The 13,166-nt window shown below is 69.6% G+C and carries 8 protein-coding genes; 4 read left to right on the forward strand and 4 right to left on the reverse strand.

Features of this window, described 5'->3' with window-relative positions; all coding sequences use genetic code 11:
- Nucleotides 1-100: 100 nt before the first annotated feature.
- The 4 genes from GGQ91_RS19180 to GGQ91_RS19195 all read right to left on the reverse strand — a co-directional run bounded on the left by GGQ91_RS19180 (nucleotide 101) and on the right by GGQ91_RS19195 (nucleotide 4,106).
- Nucleotides 101-640 (reverse strand): Ros/MucR family transcriptional regulator, encoded by a 540-nt coding sequence (locus tag GGQ91_RS19180; RefSeq protein ID WP_043346338.1) that lies wholly within the window; start codon nucleotides 638-640, stop codon nucleotides 101-103.
- Nucleotides 641-1,033: 393 nt separating this feature from the next.
- The gene (locus tag GGQ91_RS19185) at nucleotides 1,034-2,248 is read right to left on the reverse strand and encodes an ABC transporter permease (RefSeq protein ID WP_182592654.1); all 1,215 of its coding nucleotides are present in this window, start codon (nucleotides 2,246-2,248) and stop codon (nucleotides 1,034-1,036) included.
- A gap of 118 nt (nucleotides 2,249-2,366) precedes the next feature.
- Nucleotides 2,367-2,855, reverse strand: a complete 489-nt coding sequence (locus GGQ91_RS19190) for a DUF4112 domain-containing protein (protein WP_043346332.1) — start codon at nucleotides 2,853-2,855, stop codon at nucleotides 2,367-2,369.
- Between the two features lie 81 nt (nucleotides 2,856-2,936).
- A complete protein-coding gene (locus GGQ91_RS19195) occupies nucleotides 2,937-4,106 on the reverse strand; it encodes an aminotransferase (protein WP_182592782.1) in 1,170 nt (389 codons plus the stop codon).
- Nucleotides 4,107-4,435: 329 nt separating this feature from the next.
- Here GGQ91_RS19195 and GGQ91_RS19200 point away from each other — a divergent pair, with 329 nt between their 5' ends.
- The 4 genes from GGQ91_RS19200 to GGQ91_RS19215 all read left to right on the forward strand — a co-directional run bounded on the left by GGQ91_RS19200 (nucleotide 4,436) and on the right by GGQ91_RS19215 (nucleotide 13,157).
- Nucleotides 4,436-4,612: a hypothetical protein gene (locus GGQ91_RS19200; RefSeq protein WP_236952745.1), complete on the forward strand. Its 177-nt coding sequence runs from the start codon at nucleotides 4,436-4,438 to the stop codon at nucleotides 4,610-4,612.
- Nucleotides 4,613-4,898: 286 nt separating this feature from the next.
- Nucleotides 4,899-6,293 carry an MdtA/MuxA family multidrug efflux RND transporter periplasmic adaptor subunit gene (locus tag GGQ91_RS19205; protein WP_182592655.1) on the forward strand — a complete coding sequence of 465 codons (1,395 nt, stop codon included), beginning with the start codon at nucleotides 4,899-4,901 and terminating at the stop codon, nucleotides 6,291-6,293.
- A 274-nt stretch (nucleotides 6,294-6,567) separates the two neighbouring features.
- The gene (locus GGQ91_RS19210) at nucleotides 6,568-9,693 is read left to right on the forward strand and encodes an MdtB/MuxB family multidrug efflux RND transporter permease subunit (protein ID WP_182592656.1); all 3,126 of its coding nucleotides are present in this window, start codon (nucleotides 6,568-6,570) and stop codon (nucleotides 9,691-9,693) included.
- On the forward strand, nucleotides 9,690-13,157 hold the full coding sequence (locus GGQ91_RS19215; RefSeq protein WP_043346320.1) for an efflux RND transporter permease subunit: 3,468 nt from the start codon (nucleotides 9,690-9,692) through the stop codon (nucleotides 13,155-13,157). The genes GGQ91_RS19210 and GGQ91_RS19215 overlap by 4 nt, the downstream gene beginning before the upstream one ends.
- The last annotated feature ends 9 nt before the right edge of the window (nucleotides 13,158-13,166 follow it).

The following is a 13,166-nucleotide window of genomic DNA, read 5'->3' on the forward strand; positions in this document are numbered from 1 at the left end:
AACCCACAGCGCGCCAGGGCGCCTTGCAGGACCTGCGGACGGTGAGGACGCGACCGTCTCCGATCGCGAGCCTACGACCGTCCGGCTTCCGCGGCCGCGATCAGGCGGCCTCGACCTTGCGGCCGGCACGCGGCTTGGTCGCGGCGGCCGAAGCCTTGCGCCGGCTCGGGGCGGGGGCGGAGACCGCCTCGTCAGCGGGTTCCGCATCCTTGTCGGCGGACTGAGACCGGCCCGGCTGGCCGAGACCGAGGCTCTTCGCGAGAGCCGAGCGCTGGGCCGAGTAGTTCGCCGAGGTGGTCGGGTAATCGGCCGGCAGGCCGTAGCGCTCCCGATAGCTCTGCGGATCGAGCCCGTGCTTGGTCAGGTGGCGCTTCAGCGTCTTGTACGACTTGCCGTCGATGAAGCTGACCAGTCCGTCAGGGCGGATCGACTTGCGGATCTGAGCCGGCGTCGGCCGCTCGACGCTCTCGGTCGCCGGGGCGACCGGGCCGGATCCGATCGCGTTCAGGGCCTCATGGATGCTCGCGATCAGGGCCGGCAAATCGGCCGAGGGTAGCGAGTTGTTGGAAACGTAGGCCGCGACGACGTCCACGGTCCGTTCGATGTAGTCCAATTGCGATGTCGGCGCAGCTTCTGACATTCTCTCTTTCCTCGGCGCAAAAGCCTGGTTGGATCCTCACTTTTCGCGAGTTAAGACAGCGTCCAGAAAATGCAAGGCGATTCATACAATTATCTGTGATCGTGCAGAAGTCTAAACCTCGATCACGCGGCTGGGCTTACAGGGTATGGTTGCATAGATGGCACTTGAGGCGCACTTCTGAAGCGCTTTATCCCCGCCGGTCCCACGAATGCTAGCCGGATCCTGGAGCCGGGTTTTCGCTGGCGGCAGAGACCTTTACCGCCCGGACCGAGGGCGCACCTAGACGATCGCTCACGATTGCCCTGCGGTCATGCCGGGACAACGCTCGATCTTCGTACAGTTGTGGAAAGACGGGCGGGGCGCCTGCGTCATTTTCGCCCGCCAATCGCGACGTTAGACGAAAGTCTTACGCGGATCGAAGGCATCGCGCACAGCCTCGCCGGCGAAGACGAGCAGGCTCAACATCACGGCGATGACCAGGAAGCCGGTCAATCCGAGCCACGGCGCGGTGAGATTGTCCTTGCCCTGCGCGAGAAGCTCTCCGAGGGAGGGCGAGCCCGGCGGCAGGCCGAAGCCGAGGAAGTCCAGGGACGTCAGGGTGGTGATCGAGCCGTTCAGGATGAACGGCAGGAAGGTCAGGGTCGCCACCATGGCATTCGGCAGCAGATGAACCGTCATGATGCGGATGTTCGACAGGCCCAGCGCCCGCGCGGCCCGGACGTATTCAAAATTCCGGGCTCGCAGGAACTCGGCGCGCACGACGCTGACCAGCGCCACCCACGAGAACAGCAGCATGATCCCGAGCAGGACGAAGAAGCCCGGGGCAATGAAGGCCGAGATGATGATAATCAGGTAGAGGGTCGGGATGCCACCCCAGACCTCGATGAAGCGCTGGAAGGCGAGATCGACCCAGCCGCCGAAATAACCCTGCACGGCCCCCGCGACGACGCCGATCACCGAGGAGACCGCGGCCAGGATCAGGCCGAACAGCACCGAGATTCGGAAGCCGTAGATCACCCGCGCGAGCACGTCCCGGGTGGTGTTGTCGGTGCCGAGCCAGTGCCAGGGAATGTCCGCGCAGCCCGTGCCGCCGAGCTTCTCGGCCACGGGCCGGCATTGCGCGTCGGTGAGCATCCAGGTGGGCGGGGACGGCGACGGCGTCGGCAGATCCTCGTTGATCGTATCGTACGAGAACGGGATCGGCGGCCAGAGCGCCCAGCCGTTCGCCGCGATCTCCTTGCGGATCTCCGAGGACCGGTAATCGGTCGTCGCGAGGAAGCCGCCGAACTTCTCCTCGGGATAGTCGACCAGCACCGGGACCAGCCACTCGCCCTTGTAGGACAGCAGGATCGGGCGGTCGTTGGCGATGAATTCCGCGAACAGGCTGAGGACGAACAGGACCGCGAAAATCAGGAACGACCCGTAGCCGAGCCGGTTGCGGCGGAAATTGTCGAGGCGGCGCCGGTTGAGCGGCGACAGGCGGGTACCCCGGCCCGCGGCGGCGACCGGGACCGGTGCCCCCTCATCCGGCCGCAGGACCAGCGGCTGGGCGCCGGGCATCGGCGCGGGCACGACCTCGCTCTCGCCGGGACGCGTGACCTCGTTCATCCGTGCTGTCTCCCGGCCCGTGCCGCGCGCCATCCCGCTGCCCGGGGGCTTGCCCAGAGACTCGCCCAGAGATCCGGGCAGCCCCAGGACCGGCCGGACGGGGAGCGGCTGAGGGGGCTCAGCCGTCGAGCCGGGTCGCGGTGCCCTCGATCTCGGTGGGACGCAGACCGCCGCTGCGCTCCATCCAGCGGCGCAGCAGACGGACATTGCGGCGGTTGGCCTTGAAGGCGGCGTCGAACAGGTCGCCCGCCAGCGGCACCGCACCGATCAGCCCGTCGAAGGCGACGTTCATCCCCATCCGGGCCAGCAGCCAGCGCGGCGCGCCCAGGCGCTTCGCCTCGTAGACGATGAAGGAGGAGATCACCATGCCGGCCACGTCGCCGATCACCGGCACGAGGCCGATCAGCGCGTCGAACCCGACCCGCCGGTTGATGCCCGGGATGACGAAGGCCGTGTCCATCAGGTGGGCCAGCGTCTCCAGCCGGGCGAGGCTCGCCTCCCGGCCGAGATCCGCCTTCAGGAAGGCGGGGTTGGAGGGCGTCGCGCCCCCGGGGAACGTCTCGGCACGGGCGAAACGCCCGGCCTGGGCAGCCTGGGTGAAGTCCATGGTCGGGATCCGTCGGGAAGCCATCGTCCGCAACGATGTGGCCCCCCGGTCGGATCCCCGCAAGGACGGGGCCGCCGCGGGTCACGCCGCCCTCCCGGCAAGACCGCTCATGCGGTCGAGGGCCGCATCCAGGGTGGCGTCGTCCTTGGCGAAGCACAGCCGGACGATGTTGCGGACGGCGGCGTCCGGGTAGAAGGCGCTCACGGGGATCGCCGCGACGCCGTGCCGGGTGACGAGCGCCTCGCAGAATGCCGCGTCGTCGGCGTAGCCGAGATTCGCGACGTCGATGTTGAGGAACCACGTGGCCCGGGCCGGCAGCACGGTGAAGCCGAGGCCGCGCAGGCCGTCCGCGAGCCGGTCGCGGGACCGGGCATAGCCGGCGCGCATGGCCTCGAACCACGGGGCCGGCTTGCCCAGCCCGTAGGCCACCGCCTCCTGGAGGTTCGGGGGCGTGGTGAAGGTGAGGAACTGGTGCGCCTTGGCGAGCCCGCGCATCAGCCGGGCATCGGCCATCACGAAGCCGACCTTCCAGCCGGTGAGCGAGAAGATCTTGCCGGCCGAGCCGATCTTGACGGTTCGCTCCCGCATCCCGGGCAGCGCCATCAGCGGCCGGTGGCGCGCACCGTCGAACACCACGTGCTCCCAGACCTCGTCGCAGAGCGCGGTCACGTCGAACCGCTGGCAGTAGCGGGCGAGCAGGTCGAGATCCTCGGGGGCGAACAGCGTGGCGCTCGGGTTGAGGGGATTGTTCAGCACCACGACGCGGGTCCGCGCCCCGAAGGCCTCCGCCAGCGCGGCCTCGTCGAGGCGGAAGGCCGGGGGTTGCAGCGCCACGATCCGCGGCACGCCGCCCGCCCGCCGCACGAGGGGCAGGTAGGCGTCGTACATGGGCGCGAACAGCACGACCTCGTCGCCGGGCTCGATCAGCGCCAGGAGCGCGCCGGCCAGCGCCTCCGTGGCCCCGGAGGTGACCATCACCTCGGTCTCCGGGTCGAGGACGAGACCCTGGTGCCGCGCGTAATGGGCGGCGACCGCCTCCCGCAGGGCCGGCAGCCCCATCATCGGGGGATACTGGTTCCAGCCGTCGCGGAGCGCCCGCGCGCCCCGCTCGCGCACGTCCTCCGGCCCGGGATCGTCGGGGAAGCCCTGGCCGAGATTGATCGCGCCGTGGACCCGCGCGAGCCGGGACATGGTCTCGAACACCGTCGTGGGGAGGGCGTCGAAGACGGGGTTGATGAAGGCGGGCTTCATGCGGCGCGGCAGGGGGCGCCGGGCATCGAGGGTGTCGGCATCGCCGGCCTGTAGCATGGGCGCCGCGCGTTGCGGAATGTGCGCGGTCGCACAGACCCGGATTCCGACGCGCACGCACCGGCTGACGAATGTTGACATTCATCACCCGTATCTTAGGTTCGGATCACGGCCGGAGCGGCGCACACGCCGACGGAGCTTCGCCCCCTCGCTCCGTCAGCGGGGTTCCGCTCCGGTCCCCAAGAAGGGCCATCGACTTGCGGGTCGGTGGCCCTTTCGGCATGTCCGGAGGCGGCCGCTCCGATCGTCGGGCGGGTCTTCCGGATGCGACGATGCGGCCTTCCTCACGCACGGTCCTCGGCTGCCTGATCCTGGCGCTGCTGATCGGCGGCGTCGGGATCGGCCTGCGCCGCGCCGTGACCGTCACCCCGGTGGATGACGCCTTCCGCGCGGTGCTGCGGGCCTATGCGGCGCCGGATGCGGCCGGCGGGACCCAGCAACACGACTGAAACGTCGCCGCCCTAGTGACGGCGCATTGGCCGGGCACCGGTAAGTGCACCGACAGGTGAACCCGCAGGTGAACATGTCGCCGCGGTAAGGAGCCGTTCGGGGCCCGGACAGCTTTATGGGCGTATGCTCCCGCACACGGGATCGGAGCCGTCGGTTCCCGAGGGACAGGGCGGCTTCAGGACAGGTCTTCGGGACGCGGCGTTCCGGAGGCGGAGTGGGGGCTTCGACAGCGAGGGATAGGGTGCCGCCGGTCGCGCAGGCGACCGGCATGTGCTCTAGTCAGGCATGAACGAGAGTTCACCGATCCGGACCGACACGGCCCGGGCTTACCAGCCCGGCGAGGCGCCCGCGCGGGAGGTCCGGACGCGGCGCTTCCGGCCGATCCGCTGGCTCGTGATCCTGATGCTGCTCGCCGGCGCCGGGGCGATCGGTCATCGCTGGTACGAGGCGCGCACCGACAAGGGCGCGGAGCCCGCGACGGCGCACAAGGGCGGCGGCCGCGGCGGCCGGCACGGCGGCGCCGACATGCCGCAGGCGGTGGGCGTCGCGACGGTCACGACCGGCGACATGCCGGTGGTGCTCCAGGGCCTCGGCACGGTGACGCCGCTGGCCACCGTGACGGTGAAGTCGCAGATCAGCGGCTATCTCACCCAGGTGAAGTTCCGCGAGGGCCAGACCGTGAAGGCCGGCGACGAACTCGCGCAGATCGATTCCCGGCCCTACGAGGCGCTGCTCGCCCAGTACCAGGGCCAGCTCGCCCGCGATCAGGCGCTCCTGCAGAACTCGAAGCTCGACCTGCAGCGCTACCAGACCCTGAACCGGCAGGACTCGATCTCGAAGCAGAACGTCGACACCCAGGGCGCCCTGGTGAAGCAGAACGAGGGCACGGTCGCGGCCGATCAGGCGCTGGTCGACCAGCAGAAGCTCAACATCGCCTACACGCACATCACGTCGCCGGTGGACGGGCGGGTCGGCCTGCGTCAGGTCGACCAGGGCAACTACATCTCGGCCGCATCCACGGCGATCGTGGTGGTGACCCAGCTCCACCCGATCTCGGTGATCTTCACCCTGCCGGAGGACGACGTGGCGCGGGTGATGCGGCAGGTGCGAGCGGGCGCGAAGCTGACCGTGCGGGCCTATGACCGCGGCGACGCCCACGAGATCGCCGCCGGCCGGCTCGACACGGTCGACAATCAGATCGACACGACCACCGGCACGGTGAAGCTGCGCGCGCTGTTCGACAACGGCGACGAGGAGCTGTTCCCGAACCAGTTCGTGAACGCCAAGCTCACCGTCGACACGGTGCGGGGCGCGGCGCTCGTGCCGAATGCGAGCCTGCTCCAGGGCACGCCCGGCACCTACGTCTACCTGATGGACGGGGACAACAAGGTCACGGTCCGGCCGATCAAGACCGGCGAGACCGACGGGACCAACACCGTGGTGGTCTCGGGCCTGAAGCCCGGGGATCGAGTCGTCACCGACGGCACCGACCGGCTGAAGGACGGCGCCCCGGTGCGGATCACGGAGGGCGCACAGGCGGCGGCAGGGGACGGGAAGGCCGCGGAGGCCAAACCCGACGGCAAGGGTGAGGTGAAGTCCGGCGCGCCGACCGACGCGGCGGCGGATGTTCAAGGGACAGCGGAGGGCGGTCGTCGGCACCGGCGCCGTCAGGCGCAGTGAGGACGGGTCTGGCGCGCGGGACCCGCGGCCTCCCCTCCCCCTTCCGCGGAGTCGGGGAGATTCCGGAAGGTCAGTCCCAGTCTCCTCCTCATCCTGAGGTGCGGCGAAGCCGCCTCGAAGGAGGGCTCCAGGGATCGCGCGGCCGGCTGGAGAGCTCCTTCGAGGCCTGCGCTGCGCTTCGGCACCTTAGGATGAGGGCGCGGATGGGACGTCCGTGCCCCCCGATTCAAGCCTCCCTGCAGTGCAGGCTGTCCGGCGCGGAAGGGTCGCGCCCATGAACCCGTCCCGCCTCTTCATCCTGCGCCCGGTGGCGACGACGCTGCTGATGCTGGCGATCCTGATCGTCGGCGGCGTGTCGTACCTGAACCTGCCGGTCTCGGCGCTGCCGGCCGTCGACTACCCGACGATCCAGATCCAGACCTTCTATCCCGGCGCCAGCCCCGAGGTGATGACCTCCTCGGTCACGGCGCCCCTGGAGCGGCAGTTCGGGCAGCTCGCCAACCTCAACCAGATGACCTCGCAATCCTCCGCGGGGGCCTCGGTCATCACCCTGCAGTTCAGCCTGGACCTGTCCCTCGACATCGCCGAGCAGCAGGTCCAGGCGGCGATCAACGCCGCCGGCAACCTGCTGCCCTCGGACCTGCCGGCGCCGCCGATCTACGCCAAGGTCAACCCGGCCGACGCGCCGGTCCTCACCCTGGCGCTGACGTCGAAGACCCTGCCGCTCACCCAGGTGCGCGACCTCGCCGAATCGCGCCTCGCGCAGAAGATCAGCCAGGTGGCGGGGGTCGGCCTCGTGAGCATCTCGGGCGGCCAGCGCCCGGCCGTGCGGGTGCGGTTCAACGCCCGGGCGCTCGCCGCCTACGGGCTCAACATCGACGACCTGCGCACCACGATCACCAACCTCAACGTCAACACGCCCAAGGGCACGATCGACGGGCCGACGCAGTCCTACGCGATCAACGCCAACGACCAGATCCGCGACCCGAAGGCCTACAATTCGGCGATCATCGCCTACCGCAACGGCGCCCCGGTGATGCTCTCGGAGGTCGCCGACGTGGTCGAGGGGCCGGAGAACACCAAGCTCGGCGCCTGGGCCGACGCGACGCCGGCGGTGATCCTCAACATCCAGCGCCAGCCCGGCGCCAACGTCATCGCCACCGTCGACAAGATCAAGGCGCTGCTGCCGCAGCTCCAGGCGAGCCTGCCGGCTGCCGTGGCGGTGGCGCCGCTGACCGACCGCACCACCACGATCCGCGCCTCCGTGGAGGACGTGCAGTTCGAGCTGGGCCTCGCCATCGCCCTGGTGGTGCTGGTGATCTTCCTGTTCCTGCGCAGCCTGTCGGCGACCCTGATCCCGAGCCTGTCCGTGCCCCTGTCGCTGATCGGCGCCCTGTCGGTGATGGACCTCTACGGCTTCTCCCTCGACAACCTGTCGCTGATGGCGCTGACCATCGCCACCGGCTTCGTGGTCGACGACGCCATCGTGGTGATCGAGAACATTGCCCGCCACGTGGAGGCGGGCGACTCGCCCCTGGAGGCGGCGCTCAAGGGCTCCCGCGAGATCGGCTTCACCATCATCTCGCTCACCGTCTCGCTGATCGCCGTGCTGATCCCGCTGCTGTTCATGGGCGACGTGGTCGGGCGGCTGTTCCACGAATTCGCCATCACGCTGGCGGCCACCATCATCATCTCGGCGGTGGTCTCGCTGACGCTGGTGCCGATGCTGTGCGCGCGGCTCCTGAAGCACGTGCCCGAGGCCGAGACCCGCCGCCGGGAGGGCGTGCTCTCCCGTCTCGGCCGGCGCGCCATCGACGCCACCATCGCGTCGTACGGGCGCTCCCTGCGGGTGGTTCTCGACCACCAGGGCCTGACGCTGCTGGTGGCGCTCGGCACGCTGGGGCTCACCGTCTACCTGTTCGTGGTGATCCCCAAGGGCTTCTTCCCCGTGCAGGACACGGGCGTGATCCAGGGCATCACCCAGGCGGACCAGTCCGTCTCCTACGCGGCCATGGCCGAGCGCCAGCAGCGCATGGCCGAGATCGTCCTCAAGGACCCGGACGTGGCCAGCCTGTCCTCGTTCATCGGGGTCGACGGCCAGAACGTCACGCTCAATTCCGGCCGGATGCTGATCAACCTGAAGCCCCGGGATGAGCGCACGGCCTCGGCCAGCGCGATCATCCGGCGGATCTCGGCGGCGGTCGCGAACGAGCCGGGCATGCGGCTGTACATGCAGCCGGTCCAGGACCTGACCATCGACACGGCGGTCTCGGCGACCCAGTACCAGGTCATCCTCGAGAGCCCGAACATCGACGATTTCGAGACCTGGGTGCCGCGCTTCACCGCGGCGCTGGCGAAGTCGCCCGTGGTGGCGGACGTGGCGAGCGACCACCAGGGCCAGGGGCTCGCCGCCTACGTGACCATCGACCGGCCCACCGCCGGCCGCTACGGCATCACCCCGGCCACGATCGACAACGCCCTCTACGACGCCTTCGGCCAGCGCATCATCTCGACGATCTTCACCCAGTCCAACCAGTACCGGGTGATCCTGGAGGCCGATCCGAAGCTGCACACGACCCTGCGCAGCCTCGACGCGATCTACCTGCCCTCCTCCACGGCGACCAACGGGCAGGTGCCGCTCTCCGCGGTGGCGCGGATCAGCGAGCGGCGGGCGCCGCTCCTGATCTCGCATCTCGGCCAGTTCCCGGCCACCACCGTGTCGTTCAACCTCGCCCCGGGCGCCGCCCTCGGTCAGGCGGTCGAGGCGATCGACACGGTCAAGGCCGAGATCGGCCTGCCGCCCTCGTTCCGGGTGGTGCCGCAGGGCTCGGTCTTCGCCTTCCAGTCGGCGCTCGGCAACGAGCTGTTCCTCGTGCTGGCGGCGATCGTCACCGTCTACATCGTGCTCGGCGTGCTCTACGAGAGCTTCATCCACCCGATCACCATCCTGTCGACCCTGCCGTCGGCGGGGATCGGGGCCCTACTCGGCCTGATGCTGTTCGGCCTGTCGCTCGACATCATCGCGGTGATCGGCATCGTCCTGCTGATCGGCATCGTGAAGAAGAACGCCATCATGATGATCGACTTCGCGCTCCAGGCGGAGCGCGAGGACGGGCTCGAGCCCCGGGAGGCGATCTTCCAGGCCTGCCTGCTGCGCTTCCGGCCGATCCTGATGACGACGCTGGCGGCTCTGTTCGCCGCGGTGCCGCTGATCCTGGGCACCGGCGTGGGCTCGGAGCTGCGCCAGCCGCTCGGCATCTGCATCGCGGGCGGCCTGATCGTCAGCCAGGTGCTGACGCTGTTCACGACGCCGGTGATTTACTTGGCCTTCGACCGGTTGGAGCGGCGGATTTCCGGGCGGCGGGGGCCCGATCTCGCGGCCGGCGAGGCGCTGCCGTGAACATCTCCGAGCCGTTCATCCGACGGCCGGTGGCGACCACGCTGCTCACGATCGGCGTGCTGCTGGCGGGCGTGTTCGCCTTCCTGAAGCTGCCGGTGGCGCCGCTGCCGCAGATCGACTTCCCGGTCATCCTCGTCCAGGCGCAGATGGCCGGCGCCTCGCCCGAGACCATGGCCACCACCGTGGCGGCGCCGCTCGAACGGCGGCTCGGCGCCATCGCCGACGTCAACGAGATGACGTCGACGAACGCCCTCGGCTCCACCCGGATCGTGCTGCTGTTCGGCCTGAACCGCGACATCGACGGTGCGGCCCGCGACGTCCAGGCCGCCATCAACGCGGCCCGCGCCGACCTGCCGGCCTCGCTCCGGCAGAACCCGACCTACCGGAAGTTCAACCCCGCCGACACGCCGATCATCATCCTCGGCATGACCTCGGAGACGCTCACCCGCGGGCAGGTCTACGATTCCGCCGCCACCGTGGTGCAGCAGAAGCTGTCGCAGCTGCCCGGTGTCGGCAATGTCGATATCGGCGGCTCGTCCCTGCCGGCGGTGCGGGTCGAGCTCGATCCCACGGCCCTGTTCAACTACGGCATCGGCCTCGAAGGCATCCGGGCGGCTTTGGCCTCGGCCAACGCCAACTCGCCCAAGGGCGAGATCGATGCGGGCGACCGCCGCTACCAGCTCTACGCCAACGACCAGGGCCGCAAGGCCGCCGATTACCGCGACATCATCGTGGCCTATCGCAACGGCGCCGCGGTGAAGCTCACCGACGTGGGGGAGGTGCTCGACGGGGTCGAGGACAAGCGCAACCTCGGCATCGTCAACGGCAAGCCCGGCGTGCTGCTGTTCGTCTACAAGCAGCCCGGCGCCAACGTGGTCGAGACCATCAACGCCGTGAAGGAGGCCCTGCCGCAGATCACCGCGGCGCTGCCGGGCGGCATCGACATCAAGCTCACCGGTGACCGCAGCGCCACGATCCGCGCCTCGCTCTCGGCCACCGAGGAGACGCTGCTGGTGGCGGTCGGCCTCGTCATCCTGGTGGTCTTCGCCTTCCTGCGCTCCTGGCGGGCGACCCTGGTCCCGGCGGTCGCCGTGCCGATCTCGATCATCGGCACCTTCTCGGCGATGTACCTGCTCGGCTACTCGCTCAACATCCTGTCGCTGACCGCGCTGATCATCGGCACCGGCTTCGTGGTCGACGACGCCATCGTGGTCTTGGAGAACGTCCAGCGGCACATCGAGGAGGGCAAGCCCCGGCTCCAGGCGGCGCTGATCGGCGCCCGGGAGGTCGGCTTCACGGTGATCTCGATGAGCCTGTCGCTCATCGCGGTGTTCCTGCCGATCCTGCTGATGGGCGGCCTCGTCGGGCGCATCTTCCAGGAATTCTCCGTCACCCTGTCGCTGTCGATCCTGATCTCTTTGGTCCTCTCGCTCACCACGACGCCGATGATGTGCGCCCGGCTACTCCGGGCCGAGGGGCACGGCCCCAACGGCGAACCCCCGGCGGGCCGCCGGCCGAACTGGCTGATCCGGATGCTGGAGGGCGGTTTCTCGCGTCTGCTCGGCGCCTACGAACGGACCCTCGCGGTGGCGCTCGCCCATCCGCGGCTCGTGCTGCTGAGCCTGCTCGCCACAGTCGGCCTCAACGTCTACCTCTACATCATCGTCCCGAAGGGCTTCTTCCCCGAGCAGGATACCGGGCAGATGATGGGCGGCATCCAGGCCGACCAGCGCATCTCGTTCCAGTCCATGGAGAAGAAGCTCAAGCAGGCGACCGCGATCGTCGGCGCGGATCCGGCGGTGGAAAGCGTCGTCGGCTTCACGGGGGGCCGCGGCACCAACTCGGCCAACGTCTTCGTCGGCCTGAAGCCGCTCAACGAGCGGGCGCCGATCTCCGCGGTCATGGCGCGGCTGCGGCCGAAGCTCGCGCAAGTTGCGGGGGCGCGCCTCTACGTCTTCCCGCGCCAGGACCTGCAGATGGGCGGGCGCCAGAGCTTCGCCCAGTACCAGTACACCCTTCAGGGCGACACTGCCGCGGAGCTGTTCGCCGCCGCCCCGAAGCTGGTGGCGGCCCTGCAGAAGGATCCGACCTTCGCGGACGTGACCTCGGACCAGCAGGAGGGCGGGCTGGAGAGCCGGGTCGTGATCGACCGGGCGACCGCGTTCCGCTACGGCATCACGCCGATCAAGATCGACAACACCCTCTACGACGCCTTCGGCCAGCGTCAGGTCTCGACGATCTACAATCCGCTGAACCAGTACCACGTCGTGATGGAGATCGCGCCGCGCTACCTGGAGACGCCGGAGACGCTCAAGCAGATCTACGTCTCGACCTCGGGCGGCAACGCGCCGGGCTCGGCCACCACCAACGCGGTCGCCGGCACGGTGGCGGCGGGCGGGACCGTCAACATCAACACGGCGACCGGCACCAGCAGCCCGGGCAGCGGGTCGTCGGCGAGTGCCGCGACCGGCGCCGCCACCGGCTCCGGGGCGGTGGGCGGCTCGGGCAGCGCGGGCGCCGTCGCGGCGGCGGCCGCCGCCTCCGCCACCAGCACGGCCGACACCGCCTCGAACGCCGCCGCCATCGCGTCCGACTCGGCCCGCAACGCCTCCTCCAACGCCATCGCGGCGAGCAAGGGCGGGGCCTCGTCGAGCGCGCCCGTCTCGGCCGCCAAGGAGACGATGGTGCCGCTCTCGGCCTTCGCGCGGATCGAGCCCGGCAGCGCCCCCGTGCAGGTGAGCCACCAGGGCCTGTTCGTGGCGACGACGATCTCGTTCAACCTCGCGCCGGGCAAGAGCCTGTCGGACGCCACCGACGCCATCGACCGGGCCATGGCCTCCCTGCAGCTCCCGGCCACGATCCACGGCGAGTATGCCGGCGCGGCCAAGAACTACGTCGCCTCGGCCTCCCGCCAGCCGCTGCTGATCCTGGCGGCGATCCTGGCGGTCTACGCGGTCCTGGGGATCCTCTACGAGAGCTTCGTGCACCCGCTGACGATCCTCTCCACCCTGCCCTCGGCCGGCGTCGGCGCCGTGCTGGCGCTGCTGGTGACCGGCACCGACTTCACCATCATCGCGCTGATCGCCGTGTTCCTGCTCATCGGCATCGTGAAGAAGAACGCGATCATGATGATCGACGTGGCGATCGATTCCGAGCGGACCCGGGGCGCGAATCCCGTGGACGCGATCCGCGAGGCCTGTCTCCTGCGCTTCCGGCCGATCATGATGACGACGCTGGCGGCCATGCTCGGCGCCGTGCCGCTGATCCTGGCCAACGGCGAGGGCGCGGAGCTGCGCCGCCCGCTCGGCATCGCCATCGTCGGCGGGTTGATTGTGAGCCAGATCCTGACCCTCTACACCACCCCCGTCGTCTACCTCACCCTCGATCGCCTCCGGCACAGGGTGCTCAACCGGCGCAGGCGCGCGGGACGGGGCGGAGAAGCGGCGCTGCCGGCCGGAGAGTGATGGTTAAGG

Origin of the sequence: Methylobacterium fujisawaense (assembly GCF_014138435.1) — a bacterium.
GTDB lineage: Bacteria > Pseudomonadota > Alphaproteobacteria > Rhizobiales > Beijerinckiaceae > Methylobacterium > Methylobacterium fujisawaense.